At 35.1% G+C, this 23,438-nt stretch carries 15 protein-coding genes; 5 read left to right on the plus strand and 10 right to left on the minus strand.

All coding sequences use genetic code 11. The features are described from left to right. Positions 1-128: 128 nt before the first annotated feature. The 3 genes from DF185_RS11555 to DF185_RS11570 all read right to left on the minus strand — a co-directional run bounded on the left by DF185_RS11555 (position 129) and on the right by DF185_RS11570 (position 4,099). Positions 129-1,658 (minus strand): PepSY-associated TM helix domain-containing protein, encoded by a 1,530-nt coding sequence (locus tag DF185_RS11555; RefSeq protein ID WP_110360902.1) that lies wholly within the window; start codon positions 1,656-1,658, stop codon positions 129-131. Positions 1,659-1,834: 176 nt separating this feature from the next. Then, positions 1,835-3,481, minus strand: a complete 1,647-nt coding sequence (gene hcp, locus DF185_RS11560; RefSeq protein WP_110360903.1) for a hydroxylamine reductase — start codon at positions 3,479-3,481, stop codon at positions 1,835-1,837. Between the two features lie 255 nt (positions 3,482-3,736). Further along, positions 3,737-4,099 carry a hypothetical protein gene (locus tag DF185_RS11570; RefSeq protein WP_133250026.1) on the minus strand — a complete coding sequence of 121 codons (363 nt, stop codon included), beginning with the start codon at positions 4,097-4,099 and terminating at the stop codon, positions 3,737-3,739. Positions 4,100-4,419: 320 nt separating this feature from the next. Between DF185_RS11570 and DF185_RS11575 the strand changes: the two genes are divergently transcribed. From DF185_RS11575 to uvrB, 3 genes are all read left to right on the plus strand, one after another. Further along, positions 4,420-5,004 carry an HAD family hydrolase gene (locus DF185_RS11575; RefSeq protein WP_165836016.1) on the plus strand — a complete coding sequence of 195 codons (585 nt, stop codon included), beginning with the start codon at positions 4,420-4,422 and terminating at the stop codon, positions 5,002-5,004. Between the two features lie 17 nt (positions 5,005-5,021). After that, positions 5,022-6,035 carry an endonuclease/exonuclease/phosphatase family protein gene (locus DF185_RS11580; RefSeq protein WP_110360907.1) on the plus strand — a complete coding sequence of 338 codons (1,014 nt, stop codon included), beginning with the start codon at positions 5,022-5,024 and terminating at the stop codon, positions 6,033-6,035. A 125-nt stretch (positions 6,036-6,160) separates the two neighbouring features. Beyond that, positions 6,161-8,176, plus strand: a complete 2,016-nt coding sequence (gene uvrB / locus DF185_RS11585; protein ID WP_110360908.1) for an excinuclease ABC subunit UvrB — start codon at positions 6,161-6,163, stop codon at positions 8,174-8,176. A gap of 56 nt (positions 8,177-8,232) precedes the next feature. On the opposite strand, the gene DF185_RS11590 is transcribed toward uvrB, so the two are convergent. Both DF185_RS11590 and DF185_RS11595 read right to left on the minus strand, forming a co-directional pair. After that, on the minus strand, positions 8,233-9,093 hold the full coding sequence (locus DF185_RS11590) for a sigma-70 family RNA polymerase sigma factor (protein ID WP_054719691.1): 861 nt from the start codon (positions 9,091-9,093) through the stop codon (positions 8,233-8,235). Positions 9,094-9,198: 105 nt separating this feature from the next. Then, positions 9,199-10,650: a S1C family serine protease gene (locus tag DF185_RS11595; protein ID WP_110360909.1), complete on the minus strand. Its 1,452-nt coding sequence runs from the start codon at positions 10,648-10,650 to the stop codon at positions 9,199-9,201. Positions 10,651-10,925: 275 nt separating this feature from the next. On the opposite strand from DF185_RS11595, the gene dapF reads away from it, so the two are divergent. Continuing rightward, entirely contained in the window at positions 10,926-11,711 is a 786-nt protein-coding gene (gene dapF / locus DF185_RS11600) for a diaminopimelate epimerase (RefSeq protein WP_110360910.1), read from the plus strand. An 18-nt stretch (positions 11,712-11,729) separates the two neighbouring features. Further along, a complete protein-coding gene (locus DF185_RS11605; protein WP_110360911.1) occupies positions 11,730-14,537 on the plus strand; it encodes a cache domain-containing protein in 2,808 nt (935 codons plus the stop codon). Here the strand turns inward: DF185_RS11605 and DF185_RS11610 are convergent. The 5 genes from DF185_RS11610 to DF185_RS11630 form a co-directional block, all read right to left on the minus strand. Then, entirely contained in the window at positions 14,534-15,100 is a 567-nt protein-coding gene (locus tag DF185_RS11610) for an LOG family protein (RefSeq protein ID WP_110360912.1), read from the minus strand. The two genes, DF185_RS11605 and DF185_RS11610, sit on opposite strands and share 4 nt — an antisense overlap. Before the next feature lie 311 nt (positions 15,101-15,411). After that, a complete protein-coding gene (gyrB, locus tag DF185_RS11615; protein WP_110360913.1) occupies positions 15,412-17,373 on the minus strand; it encodes a DNA topoisomerase (ATP-hydrolyzing) subunit B in 1,962 nt (653 codons plus the stop codon). 363 nt (positions 17,374-17,736) lie between these two features. Then, positions 17,737-18,237: a hypothetical protein gene (locus DF185_RS11620; RefSeq protein ID WP_110360914.1), complete on the minus strand. Its 501-nt coding sequence runs from the start codon at positions 18,235-18,237 to the stop codon at positions 17,737-17,739. A 126-nt stretch (positions 18,238-18,363) separates the two neighbouring features. After that, complete coding sequence (locus DF185_RS11625; protein ID WP_133250027.1) at positions 18,364-20,088, minus strand: TonB-dependent receptor; 1,725 nt, start codon at positions 20,086-20,088, stop codon at positions 18,364-18,366. Positions 20,089-20,107: 19 nt separating this feature from the next. Beyond that, positions 20,108-23,296 carry a tetratricopeptide repeat protein gene (locus DF185_RS11630; protein ID WP_110360916.1) on the minus strand — a complete coding sequence of 1,063 codons (3,189 nt, stop codon included), beginning with the start codon at positions 23,294-23,296 and terminating at the stop codon, positions 20,108-20,110. Between the last annotated feature and the right edge of the window lie 142 nt (positions 23,297-23,438).

Below are 23,438 nucleotides of genomic sequence, written 5' to 3' on the forward strand. Positions count from 1 at the left end.
TAAAAATTGTCCATAAAAAAGGTATTTATAGATAAATTAGTAGCAAAATGGAATTGCATTGAGTACCTAGCCAACAACTTATTACTTTCTAATTACACCTCATTATTAGCATATAAGGCACTTGACTTCTATTTCGTTTTCGAAGTCTTAACTTTTCTTTGCTTTCTAAACAACAGATATCCCACAATTAGAATCCATAGAATTGTTAGGCCTGCAATTGGAATAAAAAGGATGTACATTTTACCAAATATGTATTGGTAAATGCGCCCAGTGTGAATCTCAAGACATAGATTCCATAAAGACATTGGGCTTTCCTGTATTTCAGCTGGCATACTTACAAATCCGGTATCATCACTTAAGTTACCTGCACCCAAATTGTAATCGAAAAGAATTTCTCGTCCTTCCTTATCTTTTAAATAGCCGGCAATAGGATGTGCGGCAATGGGTGGTCCCATTCTGCGAACTGGCACATGTGGGCGTTTGGTAATGTAATCGAAGATCATATTTTTTTCGGGCATCCAATAAAAAATACCACTAAATGAACCTACCAAATATTGGTCTTCACCTGCCTTTTCGAGCACATTTACGCCCATTATCGAAACCGGAGGTTGATGCTCAAATCTTTCGGGAGCTGTTTCAAACAGGTTATCGCTATAATAAATGCCTTCGTTGGTTGCCAGCATCACCCTGTTCAAGTCCTCATCGTAAAGAACTCTTCGCAACTGATCGTACCAGGGGTTTGGATTATCGAGGTGAGTAAATGGAATCTTATCCACACGACTATGGGCAATGGCAATTAACAGTGGAGGGCGAAGAAACATTCCAGTAAGGGTGGTTAAAATGAGAAATATAATTAACCAATTCCCAAAATGGTTGTGCCACTTCAAGTTGAATTTTAAAAAGCTGATCTTTCTTTTTGCCACTCCTCCCCTTTTCTTGACACGTTTGATCCAATCAGGAAAAAAGAAATAAACCAAACCACTAAAGCATAGGAAGAGAAATATCAAGCCAATAAAATCAACAAACAACTTTCCCAATATGCCAAAAGCCTCGCCACTGTGAATTTCCCATAGGGTTTTAAACAGGCTTGCTTTGCCATCGTAATCTGTACTGGCTGGAATGTTTACAGTTTCGAAAGTATCATCTACTTTTTTAAGAAGATTGCTTCTGGTCAGGATATAAAGACCTTCTCCAATCTCCATAAAATCTACAATTCTCTCCTCCTTCACCGGAAGTTCAAGCTTATTCCATTCCTTATTTTGGTATTGATATAAGCCAAATAAAGTACCTGCAAACAATTCTCCTTTCTGGGTTTCAATTATCTTTTCAACCTTTCGGTTATCAACTCCTTCAGGCAATCCAATATTAAAATCAGTAAAACTTTTTAAACTATCGGTACTTTGCCACACTCCAATGTTCCCATAAATCAGAGAAGTCTCATTATTTAAATGAACTACTGATTTTACAGCGGCTTTGTTCCAGTTCTTGTACTGATATTCTGAGCCAAGATACTTTCGGTTTACTTCGCAGAAAGAAAACAAAGCCCGATGGTTCATGATAATCCCAGAAATGGAAAACAGGATAATAAACAGAGTAAGCACCAATGATGGCCACTTGTGATATTTTTTAAGAAACTGTATTGTTTTGCTTTTAGCCATATCGTAAAGATAACAACATAAAAAAACTGCCTGAAAGAACGGAAAGTGTTTCTATCAGACAGTGTTTTCTTTTAACCCTAAAATTAAACTAAACCTATACAGGTAAGTGAAATTGCGCCCTGTACAAACTCCCTCGAATCATACTTCACTCAGGGCGCAAATTTATTAGTTATATACTAGTTCAAGAACATTTTCATGTCTTCATCAACAGTACCAATTCCGCCAATTCCGAATGTTTCTACCAATACGTTTGCTACGTTTGGAGATAAGAATGCTGGCAATGTAGGTCCTAAGTGGATGTTCTTAACACCTAGGTGAAGAAGAGCTAGCAATACGATAACTGCTTTTTGTTCGTACCATGCAATGTTGTAAGCAATTGGAAGGTCGTTGATATCGTTCAACTCAAATACTTCTTTCAATTTCAAAGCGATAACTGCCAATGAGTAAGAGTCGTTACACTGACCTGCATCCAATACACGTGGAATACCTCCAATATCACCTAACTCAAGCTTGTTGTAACGATACTTAGCACAACCTGCTGTTAAGATTACAGTATCTTGTGGCAACTTAGCAGCGAATTCTGTGTAATAATCACGACCTTTCATTCTACCGTCGCAACCTGCCATTACGAAGAACTTACGGATAGCACCTGATTTTACAGCGTCAACAACTTTATCAGCAACTTGCATTACCTGGTTGTGAGCGAATCCACCAACGATTTTACCTTTTTCAATCTCGGTTGGAGCAGCACAAGTTTTTGCTAATTCAATAATTTCTGAGAAATCTTTCTTTCCATTTTCATCAGCAACGATGTGCTTAAATCCTGGGAATCCTGATGAACCTGTAGTAAATACTTTATCCTGGTAAGTTGAGTTCGCTTTAGGAGGAACGATACAGTTGGTAGTAAACAAGATTGGTCCGTTGAAAGTTTCGAACTCTTCGTTCTGCTTCCACCATGCATTACCGTAGTTACCTACAAAGTGCTCATACTTTTTAAAGGCTGGATAGTAGTTTGCTGGCAACATTTCTGAGTGAGTGTAAACATCAACACCTGTTCCTTCAGTTTGCTTCAACAACTCTTCCATATCTTTCAAGTCGTGACCTGAAATCAAGATACCTGGCTTGTTGCTAACACCAATATTAACTTCAGTTACTTCTGGATTACCGTAAGCAGATGTATTTGCTTCGTCCAAAGTAGCCATTGCAGTTACACCATTAGCACCACACTTCATTACCAATCCTACTAAATCGTCAGCAGAAAGAGTATCATCAGTTGTAGCAACCAATGCTTCTTGCATGAAAGCATACAATTCATCTTTTTCGAAACCTAAGTTATAAGCATGCTCAGTATAAGCAGCCAAACCTTTTACACCATAAATTAAAAGCTCACGCAATGAACGTACATCTTCGTTTTCCGTAGCTAAAATACCAACTACACGAGCTTTTGCATCAAAATCATTTTCTGAATCAGCAAACCAAGTTGCAGAGTGATGAAGATCGCCAAAAGAAACACCAGCTTCTTCAGCTTGCTTTTTAATTTCTTCTCTTAACTTCAAACCTTCGCGAATTGCTTCAACGAATTTTACTTTATCGAAGTTTGCGTTAGTGATCGTCATAAACAATCCATTCATGATGAAGTTGTTTACTTTCTCATTTTCAACACCAGCTTCGCGAGCTTTTACACTGTACAATGAAATTCCTTTCATTACATACATTAGTAGATCCTGAATGTTTGCAACCTCATCGGTCTTACCACAAACACCTTTAATTGTACAGCCTGTTCCCTTTGCTGCTTCCTGACATTGATAACAAAACATGCTCATAATAGTATTTTTTAGTGTTATTTATTTTTGGTTTAATCAATTTACAAAATCTAAAAGGAGTGAAAGAATTTATTTTCGCCATGCTTTATCTCCTTTTGACATTACAAATATCCGACATTGAGTATGTAAAAAGTGTAACGGATGTTACAAACACTAAAATATTTCAGATTTTTTTATCTTTTTTTCCTTTACGAGAGTTTTGGGATAAAAAAAACCAATCGAATTTCGATTGGGAATGGGGTTATATTATTAACGTTAGAGTCTTTTAAACATTTTTTTGAGCTTCTCTTTTAACTCACACTTCGACTTTTTATAACTGGCCAATTGAGTATCTGTTAAAATCTCTTTGAAGTTAACCTCTTTTTGAAGCAAACTATCGCGAACTGCTTGCATACATGAAAAACCAGCCTTTTCATTAGTAAGACGATCTATTTCTTGCTCACATTCCAAATTTAAAACTTGAATTTTTAAAACTTGATCAGTACTTAGTTCCAGCTTCTTGGTCATCCACTTGGTAATAATGTCAGCTCTTTTCTCGGCTTCCGACAATTTTTTTGCGCTTACTGAAACACTTAATAGAACAAATAATAGAATCAAACTTCTTTGTACAAACTTCATAAACCTCACTTTTAATTCTAATAATGTAGACATTACTTCAAACGTATGCTTTCGCAAAATGTTTTACAAATCGATAGAAAATTAGAAAAAATAAAAGAATTCAACAAACAGACAATCAATATAATTCACATCTTAAGAAAACTGCACAAAATTCCTAAAAGCATTTATAAATTATAAAGTTAAGCATGGCATTAATTAAGAAATAATTAATAATTTGCGCTTTCTTTTATATCGGATCTGAACTAATATTGTTAATTATTTACTCAAATGATATAATGAATCGAATTAATTGTGAAGTTGAACCTATTAAGAGTATGAATATGAAATCGATAAAACTTTATACCGATACAAAAGCCTTAATTTTTGATTTAGATGGAACTTTAGCGGATACAATGCCATTGCATTTTGAGGCTTGGAAAAAAGCCGCAGAAGTAATGGGAGTTGAATACTCGTTTGAATGGTTATCTGCTTGTGCTGGAATGCCATCATCTAAAATTATTGAGAAACTAAATAAAGAATACAACCATTCTATTGATCCGCAAGAATTCTCAGTTATTAAAGAAGAATTTTTTGCAAGGGAGATGCATAAGATAACTGAAATTAAACCTGTAACAGACTTGGTATATAAATACCACAATCAGATTCCAATGGCAGTAGGTACAGGAGGTAAAAGGAATATAGCACAAGAAACAATGGAAATTCTTGGTTTGGATAAATACATTCCAATTTTGGTTAGTGCTGATGATGTAAACAATCATAAGCCAGAGCCAGAAACCTTTTTGAAATGTGCCGAGTTAATGGGAGTAGATCCTAAATTCTGCCAGGTATTTGAGGATGGTTTGTTAGGTATTCAGGCCGCTGAAACAGCAGGAATGATGGTTACCGATGTAACTCCATATTACTAAATCAATAACACTAAATCATGTTCAGAAAATTACTCTTATTCATTTCTGCTGCATTCGTAATTACTTCGTGTAGCCAACAAACAAAGGAATACACTATTGCATTTTACAATGTTGAGAACCTATTCGACACCATTAATCACCCTGATAAATGGGATGATGATTTTACTCCTGAAGGAAAATTAAAGTTCAATGGAGAACGATATCAAGATAAATTGGAAAAATTAGCTTTGGTTCTTTCTTCAATTGATACATTACGTTTACCTAGCATCATCGGTTTATGCGAAATTGAAAACAAAAAAGTAATTGAAGATCTTTGCAAACAAGAGACTTTATTTGAAGGAAATTACGGAATTGCACATAGCGAAAGTCCTGATAAAAGAGGTATTGATTGTGCTCTTATCTACAAGAAAGAAGATTTTAAATACCTAAAGCATGAAGCAATTGGCATTCAGTTTCCTTGGGAACCGAATTACAAAACTCGTGATATTTTATATGTAAAAGGTATTATTGGTACAGATACGGTTCATGTTTTTGTAAACCATTGGCCTTCGAGACGAGGCGGTTTGGAAAAATCGGAAAAGAACAGAGTATTTGTTGCCGAACAATTGAAAAGTGCTGTTGATGGGATTCAATCTAAAAATCCTACTGCAAACATCATCATCATGGGTGACTTTAACGATGAACCAACTAATAAATCTGTTAGCCAAACGTTAAATGCAGGCAACAATCAAAACTCATCAAATCCTTCATATTTATACAACCTTGTTTATAACATGGATGCAAAAGGAGAAGGAACATACAATTATCGTGGCAATTGGAACATGCTTGATAATTTAATTGTTTCAAACTCATTGTTGAATGCAAAAAACAATCTTCACACCTCTTTTGATGCAGGAAAGATTTTTAAAGAAGAGTGGATTTGTTACAAAAACAAGAAAGGTGTGCTTATTCCAAGTAGAACCTACGGTGGTCCAAATTACTATGGAGGATACAGTGACCATTTTCCAGTTTACTTTAAAATTTCCGAATAGATTTATTTCAATATAAAGTATTGCCGACTATTTAAAATAGTTGGCATTTTTTGTATCAAAAACATTTTCTTGTTCATATTGTTTCTCTATTTTAGCATTGCTTTGTAGGATAGAAAAAGAGGGTTATGGATTTTAAAATTGTATCGAAATTTAAACCAACAGGCGATCAGCCTGAGGCGATTGAAGAACTTAGTAATGGTCTGAACGATGGTTCTCCATTTCAAACTCTTCTTGGGGTTACTGGATCGGGTAAAACATTTACCGTGGCAAATGTAATTCAAGAAGTTCAAAGGCCTACTTTGGTTTTAAGTCATAATAAAACCCTTGCTGCACAGCTTTATGGAGAGTTTAAGAATTTCTTTCCCGATAATGCCGTTGAGTATTTTGTCTCGTATTACGATTATTATCAACCTGAAGCTTATCTTCCTGTAACGGATACATATATAGAGAAAGACCTTTCTATTAATGATGAGATTGAAAAGTTAAGACTTAGTGCAACATCTGCCCTACTTTCCGGCAGAAAAGATGTTATTGTAGTTTCTTCGGTTTCCTGCTTGTATGGTATTGGTAACCCGGAAGATTTCCACAACAATGTTACGGTTTTGGAAAAAGGTCAGGTTATTTCGCGCAACAAGCTTCTCTTTGCATTTGTGGATGCTCTATACTCAAGAAACGAAGTGGAATTCGACCGTGGACATTTTCGTGTAAAAGGTGACACTGTTGATATCTATCCTGCTTACGCTGATTTTGCCTACAGAATTATTTTCTGGGATGATGAAATTGATGAAATCTATTCTTTCGATCCCATCAATGGATTAAAAATTGAAGATTACGACCGAATTACCATTTACCCAGCCAATATATTTGTTACTAGTAAAGATAGAGTACAATCGGCCATACATCAAATTCAGGATGACATGGTTGCTCATGTTGCTTTCTTAAAAGAAATTGGGAAGCATTTGGAAGCAAAACGATTGGAAGAAAAAGTAAGCTTCGATCTGGAAATGATCAGAGAACTCGGACACTGTTCTGGTATCGAGAATTATTCAAGATATTTCGATGGAAGACCTGCTGGAACTCGTCCTTTCTGCTTAATCGACTATTTCCCTGATGATTTTCTAATGGTAATCGACGAAAGTCATGTTACTATTCCACAAATTCGTGCCATGTATGGTGGCGATCATTCTAGGAAAATAAACTTGGTGGAATATGGGTTTAGACTGCCTGCAGCATTGGACAACAGACCTTTAAAATTTGAAGAATTCGAAGAAGTAACCAGTCAGACTATATATGTGAGTGCAACTCCAGCTGATTACGAACTGGAAAAATGCGAAGGTGTAGTGGTGGAACAGGTAATTCGTCCTACAGGACTACTTGATCCTCAAATTGATGTTCGCCCAAGCTTAAATCAGATTGACGATTTAATTGCCGAAATCAATGAAAGGACTGAAAAAGATGAACGCACACTGGTTACTACTCTTACCAAACGAATGGCTGAAGAATTATCTGAATATTTTGCCAATTTAAGTATTCGATGCCGCTACATTCACTCTGATGTTGACACATTAGATCGAATTAAAATTATGGAAGACCTCAGAAATGGAGAGTTCGATGTTTTAATTGGTGTAAACTTACTTCGTGAAGGTTTGGATTTGCCAGAAGTATCACTGGTTGCAATATTGGATGCTGATAAAGAAGGATTTCTTCGATCTACAAGATCTTTGATTCAGACCTCAGGTAGAGCCGCACGTAATGTAAATGGAAAAGTAATCATGTATGCGGATAAGATTACCAAATCGATGAAGGAGACCATTGATTCCACCAACAGACGTCGTGAGAAACAATTGGCTTACAACGAGAAACATGGCATTACACCACAGCAAATTGTAAAATCAAAGAAAAGTATTATTGAACAAAGTCAGAAAGCCGAACCAAATGCATATGCAGGACCTGAAACTGTTGAAATTGCTGCAGATCCTGTCGTACAATACATGAGCAAAGAAAACTTGGAAAAGAGTATTGAGAAAACGAAGAAGTTGATGCAAAAAGCTGCAAAAGATATGGATTTCTTGCAAGCTGCTCAATATCGAGATGAGATGTACAAACTACAGGAACAATTAAAAGAGAAAAACTCAAAATAAAAGACAATAAAAAAGCAGTTTCTTTCGAAACTGCTTTAGTTATCTCGCGGGATCTGTTATCCCAAATATGATTTCAATAATTTGCTCCGTGAAGTATGACGCAAACGACGAATCGCTTTTTCTTTAATCTGACGAACACGTTCACGTGTCAATCCGAATTTTTCGCCAATTTCTTCCAAGGTCATTTCTTGAATTCCAATACCGAAGAACAACTTAATAATATCACTTTCTCTCTCGGTTAGAGTAGCTAAAGCTCTATCAATTTCTCTGGTTAAGGACTCATTCAAGAGACTTCTGTCTGCGATTGGAGAATCATCATTCACCAATACATCCAACAAACTGTTGTCCTCTCCGTCAACAAACGGAGCATCGACAGAAATGTGACGACCTGAAACACGTAGTGTATCTGCAACTTTATCTGCAGGTAACTCCAAGGACTCTGCTAATTCTTCAGGAGATGGCTTTCTTTCATGTTCTTGCTCGAATTTCGAAAATGCTTTGTTGATCTTGTTCAACGAACCAACCTGGTTCAATGGTAATCGAACGATTCGAGACTGCTCTGCCAAAGCCTGAAGGATAGACTGACGAATCCACCATACAGCATAAGAAATGAATTTAAATCCTCGAGTTTCATCAAACTTTTCTGCTGCTTTAATCAATCCCAAGTTTCCTTCATTGATCAAGTCAGGTAGACTCAATCCCTGATTTTGGTACTGCTTAGCCACAGAAACAACGAAACGCAAATTCGCTCTGGTTAATTTTTCCAAAGCTCTTTGGTCGCCTTTTTTGATTCGCTGCGCCAATTCAACCTCTTCCTCAACTGTAATAAGATCTTCTTTACCAATCTCTTGTAAGTACTTGTCCAACGACGCACTCTCACGATTGGTAATTGATTTAGTTATCTTTAATTGTCTCATAGTCCCTTTTCATCGAAAATATTTCGCAAAATTAGACTTTTTAATAAAAAAAGTCAAAATTAATTGTCATTTTATTCGAATATTTATATTTTTCTCGTTTGATTTCTATTCGTTATCCTTAAGAGAAAAGGCATAGTACTTCACGCTACCATCAGGATATATACCAGAAATAAACACTCCGCCATCCTTAACGCTTTGCAAGGCCTCTTCAATATCTTTTACTTTATAAATTGGTGTATTGTTAATTTTGTAAATAATAAAACCTTCTCTAATATTCTCCTCTTTCAACTTCCCACTGCGCAGACTCTTCACTTTAACTCCCCTATTTATTTGAAGTCGATACTTCTCTTTAGCAGAAATTGGCTCGAATTCAGCACCTAGAAAAGCTAAATCACTTGATTTTATCACTTCCGTATTTCCTAACCTATTACGTAAAACGACATCAAATTGTTTCTTTTTGCCATCTCTTTTTATTAAAACTTCTATTTCATCTCCAGGACGATACTTGCTTACTTGCTCTTGCAACTCAGCATTTGAATTGACCTCTGTACTATTAATCTCAAGGATAACATCACCTTTTTTCATACCAACTTCTTCCGCTGCTCCATCTTCGGTTATTCCACTAATATATACACCTTCAATTTTCTCTAAACCATTATTTTCAGCTAATGTAGCATCGACAGTTTGAATAACCACTCCAATAACAGCTCTTTGTACCTTACCAAATTCTTTTAAATCTGTTATCACCTTTTTTACAATTGTTACAGGAATTGCAAAAGAGTAACCAGAATAAGAACCTGTTCTCGATTCAATTGCTGTATTAATTCCAACCAACCTTCCTTTTGTATCAACCAAAGCTCCCCCACTATTACCAGGATTTACAGCAGCATCAGTCTGAAGAAATGATTCAATGCTCAGACTTCCTTCTCTCATAATTCCAATATTTCTGGCTTTAGCACTAATAATACCCGCTGTAACTGTGGAAGTCAAGTTAAATGGATTTCCAACTGCCAATACCCATTCTCCTAATTTCAACTCATCAGAATTTCCAAAACTCATAGCTGGTAAATCATCTTCCTCAATTTTAATCAATGCCAAATCAGTGTATGGATCTTGCCCTACCAACTTCGCCTCATAGGATCTTTTATCTTGTAAAACCACATTAATTAAATTTGAACCTCTCACTACATGATTGTTTGTCACGATGTAACCATCATCAGAAATAATTACGCCCGATCCTGAACCCAAGCTTGGTTGTGGTTTAAAGTCTCTTTTACTATTTCCGAATAGAAAATCATAGAATGGATTTGATTGATATTCTTCGTTTGTATATAGAGTTTTTACGTGTACTACTGATTTCACAGATGACTCTGCAGCCAGAGTTAAATCAATTTGACCTGTTACATTTTGTGGAAGACTTGTTAATTGTATCGCATTTGGCTCCTTTATGGTGATAATTTTCTCTTCTTTATCAACAAATAATACAAATAAAATAATGGCAATACCACCACCAAATAATGCAGTTAAAACTCTTCCGAAAAACATTTTAGCTTTCATAATGCAATAAAAATTTTAAGAGTGAAACTTAGGATCCATCTTATCGGCAATTTACACATCCTGTTTCGAACATAAAAAGTTACGAAATCAGATTCATATAATCAATAGTTATTTATCATTGAATTAACATTCATCAAATTCTTACACTTTTCACTTTTGGAAATAAGGGTAAAACCAATAAGATTCTTACTTTTATGCTACAATTTTAACGATATAAGTTTAGAAGTGTTTTGAATTTTAACGTATTTAACACTTATTAACAGGATTAGACAAGAATGCAGATTAAATTTTGGAAATATCAGGGAACTGGAAATGATTTTGTTCTAATTGATAACCGCAATAATATTATATCCCCAGATAACAAAAAGTTGATTGAACACTTATGCCATAGAAGATTTGGAATTGGTGCAGATGGATTAATGCTATTAGAGAATGCTGAAGGTTATGATTTTCGAATGAGGTACTTCAATTCGGATGGTGGTGAAGCTAGCATGTGTGGAAATGGTGGCAGATGTATTGTTGCTTTTGCATATCATCTAGGAATTATCAATGATAAGGCATTATTCATTGCAGTAGATGGAGAACATGAAGCATTGGTAAAGGATCAAGATAGTTTTGTTCAGGTAAGCCTTAAAATGATTAATGTATCTGGTATTGAAAAGGGAGAAAGTCATTACTACATGAATACCGGTTCGCCGCACTACGTTAAATTCATTGATTCCCATGCAAACTTTGACACCTTCAAAAATGGGAAAGCCATTCGATACAACGAAAGGTTTGCAGAGGAAGGCACAAATGTAAATTTTGTTTCTTTTAATGATGAAGGTTTACAAGTTAGCACCTACGAACGAGGAGTAGAAGATGAAACTTATTCTTGTGGTACTGGTGTAGTTGCATCGGCAATTAGCTCTGGATTTGAAAAAAACAAAGAACATTTCAAAATAACAACCAAAGGTGGAAACCTTGAGGTTCGATTTGAAAGAATAGACACACAAAATATTAATAATGTCTGGCTTATTGGGCCTGCAACAAAAGTATTTTCAGGTACTGTAAACATTTAAAATCGCTGTTTCGATTGTATGAAGTTCGTTCTCACTAAACTCTTTAATAACAAAAGCATTTCAAAAGTTTTTCTTTTTTCATTGCTTTCCATTTCAATGGGATTAATTCTTGTTTTTGGCTTATTTGTCATTCAACAGGAAAAACAAAAATTTCAACGTGAGTCACTTCAAATTAGGCAAGATTTCTTAAAAAACCAGAAGAAAACCTTACAACAAGAAACGCAAACCCTTATCAACTATATTGAAAATGAAAGGCTACAAACCAGAAACCTTTTAAAGAAAGATATAAGTAGTAGAGTTTACGAAGCACACAGCATAGCAACTAACCTATATAAAAGCTATAAAGACAAACTGTCAAAAAAAGAGCTTCAGGAATTAATAATCAATGCATTAAAATCGGTTCGTTTTAATAATGGTGATGGTTATTTCTACATCAATAAATTAAATGGAACCGTAGTTATGGATCCTGAAAATCCTGAGTGGATTGGACGAAACAAACTCCAAGTAAAAGATGTTTATGGTGTTCCGATTATTCAAAATGAAATTGAAACTGCAAAGTCAGCGGGAGAAGGTTATACCGACTATTCTTGGCAAGCTGAAAACAATCAGAAAATTCACCCCAAAATTTCATTTGTTAAACTTTTTAAAGAATTTGATTGGTACATTGGCTGCACGCAATACGTAAATAATTACAAGCTTGAAATTCAGGAGAAAATCTTAGCTAAAATTACCGATTTACGATTTGATGATAGTTTCACAATTGCAGTTATTAGCTTTGACGGAACATGTCTTGCCCACACCAATAAAGCATTAATAGGAAAAAATTTATGGACCACATCTGATGAAAATGGGAACAAGATTGTAAAACAATTCATTTCCAGAGGAACTGATTCTGAAGGTGGTTTTATTGAATATCTTGAGCCTTTTGCCAACTCAAAGGAACTACTTTTACCAAAATTAACTTATGCAAAAGCTTACAAAGACTGGCAATGGGTTATAGGTTCTGGCATTCATTTGGAAGAATTGAATCAGGCCATAAAAGATAGAAACGATGAATTACAAGCAAATGTAAACCACTATATCTTGAATGGAATAATTTTGGTTATACTGGTTGTAATTTGCATTATCATTTTCTCTCGATATGTAGTTCGAATTACAAAAAATGGTTTACATATATTTACTCGTTTTTTTGAAAAAGCAGCTACCGAATCACTAAGAATAAATACATCCACACTACAATTCAAGGAATACAAAGAGTTAGGAGAACTAGCCAATCAAATGATTTCGAAACGTGAAAAAATTGAGCGACAATTAAATATTGAAACCGCATATTTTGAGCAGTTATTCGAAAATTCTCCTGAAGCTATTGCTATTACCGATAATGAAAGTAAAGGAATTAAAATCAATAAGAAATTCACAGAACTCTTTGGCTACACTTCGGAAGATATAAAAGGCGTGGTGATTGACAATTTACTTGCTGATGAAGAAAGACAAGGTGAAGCAAATAAATTAAACACCTTAACTACCAATGGGCGACTTGTTGAAATAGAAACAAAACGCAAGTGCAAAACTGGTGAGTTGATTGATGTATCAATTGTGGGAAATCCTATTATAATTGATGATAAACCTATTGCTATTTTTGGAATTTACCGTGACATCACACAACGAAAGCTTTACGAGCAACACTTAACCGAAGCTAAAAATAAGGCCGAGGAATCAGATCTTTTAAAATCCGCATTCTTGGCAAACATGTCTCATGAAATTAGAACTCCAATGAATCATATTATCGGATTTACCGATATTATGACTTCCCAACACATCAATGATAATGAAAGACTTGAATATGGAGAACTAATAAAACAAAGCAGTAACAACCTATTACAGCTTATCAATAACATTATTGATTTGTCAAAAATTGAAGCGAGACAAATCAATTTGAATTGGGCAAATTATAATTTAAATGGCATTCTTACTGTTCTATTTGAGAAATTTTATGGACTAAAAAATAGTATCAATAAATCTCACATCACGCTACAAGTACAAAAAGCATTAAGCGATAAAGATGCTCTTTTATTTACCGATGCAAAAAGGTTAGAACAACTTTTATCCAACCTGTTAGATAACGCCATTAAGTTTACGAATGAGGGATCAATAGAATTTGGATATCAAACCATAGAAAATGAATCTGCCATTGAAATATATGTAAAAGATACCGGCATTGGAATTCCTGAGAGTGCTTTAAAAGATATCTTTATGTCTTTCCGACAAATTGATGGATCGGACACGAGACAATATGGAGGAACCGGATTAGGTCTAACAATTACTCACCGACTAACTGAGGTTCTTGGTGGTAAAATAAGAGTAGAATCAAAGGAAAATGAAGGAACTTGTTTTTACATACAGTTCCCATTTAGCTTGGATAAAGAAGATGAGTTACAAAAGGAAAACCATTACAATTGGAGTGGCAAGAAAATCCTGATTGTTGATGATCAAAGAAACAACTTCACCTATTTTAAAACAGCACTAGAGCACACACAAGCTCAAATATTTTGGGCTAAAAATGGCATTGAAGCCATTTCATTGTGCGAATCGGTTAAGGTTGATATCGTTTTAATGGACATTCAAATGCCGGTTATGAACGGCTACGAGGCTACCAAAAGAATCAAACACAGAAATGCTGCAATTCCTATTATTGGACAAACTGCTTTTGTTGAAACAGAAAATAAAACCAAAGTCTTTGATGCAGGTTGCGACGATTACCTTGTAAAACCAGTTAAGACCAAAACCTTATTGGATTCCATCAATAAGCAATTCTCAATTAACTAATCCCATTTAGTACCTCGTTTCTCTTGCTTATAATTCTCAATGTAATCCATAGCATCTTGAAAATTATTGGCAAAGAAAAACAACTTGCTGTATTCAGGCTTAGCAAACTTTTCTTGATAGGATAGTTCAAATTGAGCTTTTAAATTCTCATAAAAGCCATTTGTATTAATAAATACAATGGGGTTATTGTGATAGCCCAATTGCTTTAATGTAATTACCTCTAATATTTCCTCCAAAGTTCCAAAACCACCAGGAAGGGCAATAAAAGCATCCGATTTATCGCGCAGCAGTTTTTTTCTTTCAGCCATATCTGGTGTTATAACTAATTCATCCAAAAAGTCGGCAGAAATTCCATAATCATTAATCAGCTTTGGAATTACTCCTAGAACTTTTCCTCCTGATTTTTTAACAGATTCAGCAACCTCATTCATTAGGCCAACATTGGTTCCTCCATAAACCAATCCATGATGATTTGAACCAATTAGTTTACCGAGCTCAGTAGCTTCGTTAAAATACACTTTATCCAAGGAATTGCTTGAAGAACAAAATACACAGATATTCATTTTTAATCTTGATTTAGTAGTGATTTCTCAAAGACAAAATATATAAAATATACTTCGACTTGTTATTATTTAATGAAAACCAAATGCCTTTTTAAGAGCGTTATCATTTAATGAAAGGGTAAAATATTGATTTTTGATCCTTTATCATTTAATAAAAGGCTAAAAAAATGTTTTTCGAACAATTATCATTTAATGAAAGCCAAAAGATACATCTAAGCAATTATCATTTGATAAAAACCAAAAACTGATTTGAACAATTATCAAAAAAGCCCTTGAGAAATTCTCAAGGGCTTCTGTTTTGTATTTAAAACTTATGCATCAATATTAGCGTAAGTTGCATTTTTCTCAATAAATTCTCTACGTGGTGGAACTTCATCTCCCATCAACATTGAGAATACATGATCAGCTTCAGCTGCATTTTCGATAGTTACCTGGCGTAAAGTTCTGAATTCAGGATTCATTGTAGTTTCCCATAATTGTTCCGCACTCATCTCACCAAGACCTTTGTAACGCTGGATGTGCATAGAACTTTCTTTTCCTCCACCCCACTCTTCAATCAAGCGAAGTCTTTGATCCTCATTCCAGCAATATTCTGCATTCTTTCCTTTTTTCACCAAATACAATGGAGGAGTTGCAATGTACAAGTATCCATTTTCGATAAGCGGCTTCATGTAACGGAAGAAGAATGTCATAATCAAAGTTGCAATGTGGCTACCGTCGACGTCGGCATCACACATGATTACAATCTTGTGATAACGTAGCTTTTCCATATTAACAGCCTTGCTGTCATCTTCTGTTCCAAAAGTAATTCCTAAAGCTGTAAAGATATTTTTAATCTCATCACTTTCGAACACCTTATGTTGCATCGCTTTTTCAACATTCAAAATCTTACCTTTCAAAGGAAGAATAGCCTGAAATTTACGATCACGACCTTGCTTAGCAGTACCACCTGCCGAATCTCCCTCGACAAGGAAAATCTCACAGTTTGCTGGATCCTTATCAGAACAGTCAGATAATTTACCAGGAAGACCTGAACCACCAAGAACCGTTTTTCTTTGCACTAATTCTCTTGCTTTACGAGCTGCATGACGTGCCGTAGCCGCCATAATCACCTTCTGAACAATAGTTTTAGCATCCTTTGGATGTTCTTCTAAGTAGTTCGATAAAGAAGCACTAACAGCTTGATCAACTGCCGCAGAAACTTCAGAGTTACCTAATTTTGTTTTTGTCTGTCCTTCGAATTGAGGTTCTGCAACTTTTACAGATACAACCGCAGTTAAACCTTCACGGAAGTCATCCCCACTAATATCGAATTTCAGCTTAGCCAACATTCCTGATTTCTCAGCAAAGTTCTTTAAAGTACGAGTTAAACCTCTACGGAAACCTGTAAGGTGAGTACCACCTTCGATAGTGTTGATATTATTAACGTACGAATGAATGTTTTCAGAGAAAGAAGTATTGTATTGAAGTGCTATCTCAACAGGAACCTCATTCTTTTCTGTTGAAACATGAATTGTATCTTCAATTAAACGCTCACGAGTTGTATCCAGATATTCAACAAACTCTTTCAAACCTTCTTCAGAATAGAAAGAATCACTACGATACTCTCCTTCTTCATTCTGTTCACGTTTATCGGTAATGTTCAAACGAATATTTTTATTCAAGAAAGCTAACTCTCTCATTCTTGCCGCCAGAATATCGTATTTGTATTCTGTGGTTAAGAAAATTGATTCGTCTGGCTTAAACGATACTATAGTTCCGGTAACATCTGTTTCACCAATAACTTTGATATCATCGTAAGGTTTTCCTTGCGAATACTCTTGCAAATACACCTTACCTTCACGGTGAATTTCGGCACGCAAGTGAGTTGACAATGCATTTACACAAGAAACACCAACACCGTGCAGACCACCAGAAACTTTGTATGAATCTTTATTAAATTTACCACCAGCATGCAGTACAGTCATTACTACCTCAAGTGCTGATTTTTTCTCTTTCTGATGAATTTCAGTTGGAATACCACGTCCATCATCTTTAACTGTAATAGAATTGTCCTCGTTGATAAAAACTTCAATATTCTTACAGTAACCTGCAAGAGCCTCATCAATCGAGTTATCTACCACCTCATACACCAAATGGTGTAAACCTTTAACATTAACATCTCCAATGTACATGGAAGGGCGTTTACGAACCGCTTCCAAACCTTCTAAAACCTGAATACTATCCGCGGAATATTCAGCATTTCCATTTGGTTTATTTTCTAAATCACTCATCTAACAGATCTTTAGTTTTTCGAAAAAGAAATTAGAAGACAATCAAAAAATAGGTTCTGATTATAGATTCTAAATTCTAATATTTTTTGTGCAAATTTCAGAATGCTTAATGGCTTGTATTTTAATTCTCAATAGTTGGAAAATGAACCGTTCATACACAAGATCAAAACTCTTAAATATCAACATCTTACCATCCAACAAGAGCCAAGAAGCAAAAGTTAAACAAAGATAATAAAAATGATGAATCTAAAGGCAGGAAAATCATTAAAAATAATACGCAATAGCGGTTTTTGACGAAGGCAATTTAATCGCAAAAACTAGTAAAACCCAAATTAAGTTTATGTTTATTTGAAAATCACCATATTAAAAGGAAATCGATTGTCCTCTTCGTGGTCGTTTCATTTTAAATTTGATGATGAAGTTATCTACTTTCTTTCCTGATTCTGTAACACCATATTCGCGCAATTCAAACAAGCTTGTTACATTTTTAAAGCCTTTGGGCATAGCCTTCCACATTCTATAAAATACGACCTGCACATTTTCCAAATCTTCATCGTCTAATTTTAATTTTAGCACCTCCTTGCCTTTAGGCATAGCATATACACTAACACCGTGTTTTTTCCAGCTAAGCGCCTCTTCTGCTACAAACGACATGTTTAAAGTATCTCTGGTGATATCAAACAAGTAGGTAACTCCAAGATCGCTTTCACCAATATCCATTAAAATCTCTAAGGGTTTCCTGTCGTTATTAACTGATAATTTCCAGCGTTCTGCCTCTTGAGCAAACACCGAACCCGATATCAATAACAAAGCAACTAATGAGATAATAACGCTCTTATATCGTGAAATACAATTTAAATTCATGTGGTTGAGAATGTTTAATTAAAATAAAGCTAGTAAAAACTATTCAATCTACAATATATTATCGTCAGTAATAACAAAAGGGATGCCAGTAATGACATCCCTTCATGTTTTGTTATTTTTTAATTCCTATAGATTAACTTTTATTCCGAGCAAGAAATTAAGTCCTTGAGAAGGATATCCATCCCACTGATAATATTTATCAGCAAAAAGGTTATTCACTTGTGCAAAAGCTGAAAAATACTCATTCACACTATAAGTTGCTCCAACATTTAAATCATAAACCGCTTCTAACTTTTCTACTCTGGTTAAATCATATCTTACCAATAAAGCAGAACGCTCTCCAATCATATTAACACCAGCATTAAAAGTTAAATCATCAGTAAAAGAATATTTTGCACTGACTTGCATCTCGAATTCCGGCATGTGCCAAGCTTCTCCCAATTCATCCATTGAATAGTTGTTGTACCAAACTGATGAGTTTAATTCCAACTTCTCGGTCCATCCAATGGTTAATTCAGCTCCCAATCGAAGTACATTTACATCATCATAAACAATTCCAAATTTATTGGAATATGGAACACCTGAAATCGTCATTCCCTGGGGAATTAAGATGTTGTTTTGAACGAAGAAATATTGATTGTCGATAGCTGAATATTCTGCCTTTAAGGTAAATGATGAATTGGAAGACATGCTTCCTCTAATTCCACCAAATAGTTTATACTTCACATTACTTGGCAAAACGTTCAAGCCAGAATAAATGAATCGATTTTCTTCTACAATATCTTTGTAACGATTCATCTTTAAATCGCCATTCAATCCGGCAAACAAGCTCATAATTCCGTCAATTGCCTCAAAATCCACTTTTACATCTGGATACAATTTGGTTTCAGAATCATCTCCTGTTGCCAAAACTGCATTCACTCCCAACTGAAGGTTAAAGTTTCCGGTTTGCAACAGATATTGAGGATTTAAACTCCATTTTAAAGTCTTTCTTTCGGTAACCCAGTTTGAATCTTCCAAATGATTTAAACCATCAATGGCAAAATAATCAAACTCTGATCTTAAGCTCCAAAATGCATCTCCTCTTCTAATCCTGGCATTTCCTGAGATTAAAATATCATTCTCTTTTGCATCGATATCATCTGAAAAGTGCTCATACTTTAATCCCAAACCGAAATTCAATTGTTCCTCATCTTTAAAATTAGATTGATACAAAGCATTCAAACCAAAATTGTTTAATTTTTGCTCATCGTAAGGAAATAAATTGGTAGTGGTTTCCTCAATATCATCTAGTTGCGGAAAGCCGAAATAATTAAATCCTGTATGCTTGTAAAACAATCTTCCTGATACCTTTCCTTCATCAAGATATGCTGTTCCATATACTTCAGCCAATTGCTCAGAAAAATCAGGTTTCACTTTATCATCATCCTCTAATTTTATTTTTCCATTGGTTGAATAATGCCTCAAGTGAAAACCTATATCCGCAGTTTTCGATCGCTGATTGTTAAATCGATAATCTCCAAAAAGAGTAGAGTAATTTCCTCCAGCTAAAGTTAAAGTATGCGAATTCAGTTTTTTTAGTGGTTCCCCTACAATTTTAGCAGCTGGAATCTCGGCAGGCGAAAAGCCAACATTTAAAGGTTTTGCCTGAATAAAGTAATCAAAACTTGGCGTAAATGTACTTGTATCTTTAATTACAGGAAGTTTACCCAACCTTAAAGCCTTATTTATTTTCGGCTGATAAGTCGTTCTTACCTTAACTTCTTTATCTAATTCTCTTTGTTCTTGTGACAAGGCAATTGAGTAGGAAAATCCGATAACTACAATTGCTAATAAAATCTTTTTCAACATTGTTTCTCTAATTATCATGCTACTCATCTTCTTTTTCTTCTTCCAACATTTCCTGCAACATCAATCGTTCCTCATCTAATCCTAAGGAGTCAGTCTTTGCAGAGTTTTCTTCGAATAGTTTTTTATTCTGAATACTATCTGTTCCTTCGAACTGAAGTTCTACCGATTGACTGGCAACTTCCTTTTCTTTCTGCTTTTCAGCTTCCAATAAAACGTTCAGTTTTTCCTGAGCGCGTTCTACTATGCCATCCTCTTTTGAGCCATAATTGTCTACAATACTTTGCAGTGTATATTTGGCCTGGAATTCATCATTCTTTTTTAGGAACACATCCGAAAGCAATAAGAAACTTTCCGCCAACCAATAATGATGCGGCGAATTCATTTCAATAAAGTTGTTTATTTCTTTCTCTGCTTCATCGAATTTGTTTTGAGCATAGGAAATTTCTGCAATTCTGAATTTCGCCTCAGCTCCTTCAATACTTTGAACTTCCTTCGATAAGCTTTTGAAATCTTTTAAAGCATGTGCCTTTCTATTCAAATTCAAATGAGACTTGGCTCTTTTAAAAGTTGCTTCGCGAATCATCTCTTCCTGAATTTTAGGCATCTCCAACACATCAGTTGAAGCATCAACAGCCAAATCGAACTCGCCCAAATTGTATACTGAACGCATTAAACCAACCTTAGCAACATTAATATTTTCAGGAATCTCTGCAGTTTTTATTAATCGCTGATATTGATTTTTAGATCTATCAAAACTTTTATTTCTAAAATTTAATTGAGAAGCCGCCAACAAAGCTTTTTCCGTAAATAAATTATCTGGTTGATTAATCACCTCTTCAAATCCAATCAGAGCATTGTCATAGTCCTCACTATTTAATGCAGCATCAGCCTTGTAATATTGAGCATTTAACCTGAACATACCTGCAGGAAAACTCGACAGATAATTCTCAAAAGCTTTGATCCCTTGATCTGTTTCACCTGACATATACAATCTTTCTGCAGAGATATAAGTCAATGAATCTTTCTCAGAACTTCTCACCATTGAACCATTTCCCGCCGATTCAACAAATGCAAAATACTCATTCACTTTATTTAAATCGACATATACATTCTTAAGACCAATTAATGCACTTTGTTTTTCTTGACTTTGCGGATATTCAGTAATTACTGCCTTATAATTTAAAATGGCTTTTTTATATTCTTTCAGGTTGTAGTTCATCAAACCCAATTGTACCAATGATTTTGCAGCAAAACTACTTTTCGGATGATTTTTAACCAACTCGTGATACAAACCAACAGCCTCACGTTGCTTGTCCATTTTCACCATGGCTCTTGCCAACTCGTACAAAGCATCATCAGAATATTGAGAAGTTGGGTATTTCGTTTTCACTTGCTCAAGCAATCTGGCTTTTTCATTCGGTTGATTCATTAATCCCATACAGAAAGCTTGTTGATACAAGGCATAATCAGCATCCCAACCTGTTGTAGCAGCTGCCTTCGCATAAAATTCTGCTGCTTTGTTGTATTCTCTATCTAAAAAGTAACAATCACCAATTCGATTGTATGCATCCGAAACAAACTCATCCTTTTCGTTGGCCTGATTTACAAACTTTCTAAACCAGTCGGATGCCTCATCATAGTTATCCAAATCGAAATTGGCATAAGCAATATTGTAATAAGCTTGTCCAAAATACTCAGAAGTTCCCGATCCTGGCGAAACCAAGAAAGTTTTGAACTGAGTAATTGCATCCTTCAAATTTCCCAATCGATAGTTCGCTTCCGCTTTCCAATATAATCTGTCGGCTGAAATATTGGAATTGTACATGCGATATTTCCATGATAAATCGAAAGCTTGAATTGCTTCTTCATACTTCAACTGTTTCATTAACTCCAAACCACGAAGATAAGATACACGTTGGTAAGCCTTTTCAATTTCTGGTGTTTTATTCTTGATCTTATCCATGGAAGTAATGGCATCCGAATAATTTCTGGTGGTCATATATACCTTCACCAAGTAATCGTAAGCCTCATCATTTCGGTCCGAATCTGGATACTTTTGCAAATACTCATCAAAAGCCTTTATGGTTTCGTTAAAAGGAGAATAAGACAATTCGTAAGTTAGCTTGGCATAATTGAACAAAGCATCTTGCTGCATATTTGCATCGAAATCCATTCTTGCTGCGCTGGCAAATGCCGCCTTGGCTCCATTTTTAATTCCTGATTTTAAATAAGAATCTGCCAAACAGAAAGTCGCTACCTGTAGCATTTCATCATCTTCACCTCCCACTTTTTCGAACTGTGGAACGGCCGCTTCATATTTCTTCTGCTTGTAAAGACAGTATCCGTAAGCAAATCTCTCTTCGCGAACCAAGCTCTTCTTTCCTTTTTCAAGATATGGAATGGCTTTGGCATATTCCTTTTCCTGGTAGTAAGCCAAACCAATCATCTTGGCAATTTCATCCTGACGCTTCACACTTGCATCTTCCAAATATTTAGGAGCATAACTTAAAAGATCCTGATATCTCTCCTGCAAAAAGTAAATCTGGCAAATGTAGTAAGGTACAATTGGAGCAAATGTTTTATTGGACTCCAATTTTTCAAATCCGCTTAAAGCGGTTTGGTAGTTCTTATTTAAGTAGGCAATGTGCGCATAATAGTAATTTGCCGGAGCATTGTAATCGCCCGATACTTCAATAATCTCGTAAAAATTCTTTCTGGCATTCTCATAATCTGCTTTTCGGAAATATGAGTAAGCTATTTTGAATCGATATTCAGTTAAATCATCATTTTTTAACAAATAAGGATCAACCTGCTTGAACCACAACAATGCTGCTTTGTATTTTTTATTGCGATATTGCTGGCGTCCCAATTGAAAATAGGCCAATTGAATTTTATTACTTTCAGGATAATTCCTGATGAATGTTTTCATCTCCTCTTCAGCACCAGGGCGAAACAATTCAATAGAACAAAGCGCCATGTAAAACTCTGCTTGTGATCTTTTTTCGGAAAACTCGGTGCTATTTCTATTTATAAACTCTTGAAACTCTTTGCGAGCAGCTCCAAAATTCTTGTTTTGAAACTTTTCATTGGCCGATTGCCAAATTTGAGAATCGGAATAATGATTTAAAGATTTTTGAGCTTGCGATGGATTGTTGATACTTATCAAAAGTAGCGACAAAAAAATCCATAATAAATATCTGCTTCTCATGCTTTTGTGTGTAGGTATTATTGAGTGAATTAATGATTCCGAAATGTACTAAACTTGCAGTATTTCGTAATTTTTAAAACCAGCCTTAAAGGTAAAAATAATATACTTCTTTATAGTACTTTCAAACGAAGCTTCTTCAGAA

Origin of the sequence: Marinifilum breve (assembly GCF_003202155.1) — a bacterium.
GTDB classification, from domain to species: Bacteria; Bacteroidota; Bacteroidia; order Bacteroidales; family Marinifilaceae; genus Marinifilum; species Marinifilum breve.

Excerpts from the sequence above, each read along its gene's own strand:
- DF185_RS11570 (WP_133250026.1), bottom strand. The coding sequence starts at position 4,099 with ATGAAGTTTGTACAAAGAAGTTTGATTCTATTATTTGTTCTATTAAGT.
- DF185_RS11580 (WP_110360907.1), top strand. The coding sequence starts at position 5,022 with ATGTTCAGAAAATTACTCTTATTCATTTCTGCTGCATTCGTAATTACT.
- DF185_RS11630 (WP_110360916.1), bottom strand. The coding sequence starts at position 23,296 with ATGAGAAGCAGATATTTATTATGGATTTTTTTGTCGCTACTTTTGATA.
- uvrB (WP_110360908.1), top strand. The coding sequence starts at position 6,161 with ATGGATTTTAAAATTGTATCGAAATTTAAACCAACAGGCGATCAGCCT.
- DF185_RS11610 (WP_110360912.1), bottom strand. The coding sequence starts at position 15,100 with ATGAATATCTGTGTATTTTGTTCTTCAAGCAATTCCTTGGATAAAGTG.
- dapF (WP_110360910.1), top strand. The coding sequence starts at position 10,926 with ATGCAGATTAAATTTTGGAAATATCAGGGAACTGGAAATGATTTTGTT.
- DF185_RS11625 (WP_133250027.1), bottom strand. The coding sequence starts at position 20,088 with ATGTTGAAAAAGATTTTATTAGCAATTGTAGTTATCGGATTTTCCTAC.
- DF185_RS11605 (WP_110360911.1), top strand. The coding sequence starts at position 11,730 with ATGAAGTTCGTTCTCACTAAACTCTTTAATAACAAAAGCATTTCAAAA.
- hcp (WP_110360903.1), bottom strand. The coding sequence starts at position 3,481 with ATGAGCATGTTTTGTTATCAATGTCAGGAAGCAGCAAAGGGAACAGGC.
- DF185_RS11595 (WP_110360909.1), bottom strand. The coding sequence starts at position 10,650 with ATGAAAGCTAAAATGTTTTTCGGAAGAGTTTTAACTGCATTATTTGGT.
- DF185_RS11620 (WP_110360914.1), bottom strand. The coding sequence starts at position 18,237 with ATGAATTTAAATTGTATTTCACGATATAAGAGCGTTATTATCTCATTA.
- gyrB (WP_110360913.1), bottom strand. The coding sequence starts at position 17,373 with ATGAGTGATTTAGAAAATAAACCAAATGGAAATGCTGAATATTCCGCG.
- DF185_RS11555 (WP_110360902.1), bottom strand. The coding sequence starts at position 1,658 with ATGGCTAAAAGCAAAACAATACAGTTTCTTAAAAAATATCACAAGTGG.
- DF185_RS11575 (WP_165836016.1), top strand. The coding sequence starts at position 4,420 with ATGAAATCGATAAAACTTTATACCGATACAAAAGCCTTAATTTTTGAT.
- DF185_RS11590 (WP_054719691.1), bottom strand. The coding sequence starts at position 9,093 with ATGAGACAATTAAAGATAACTAAATCAATTACCAATCGTGAGAGTGCG.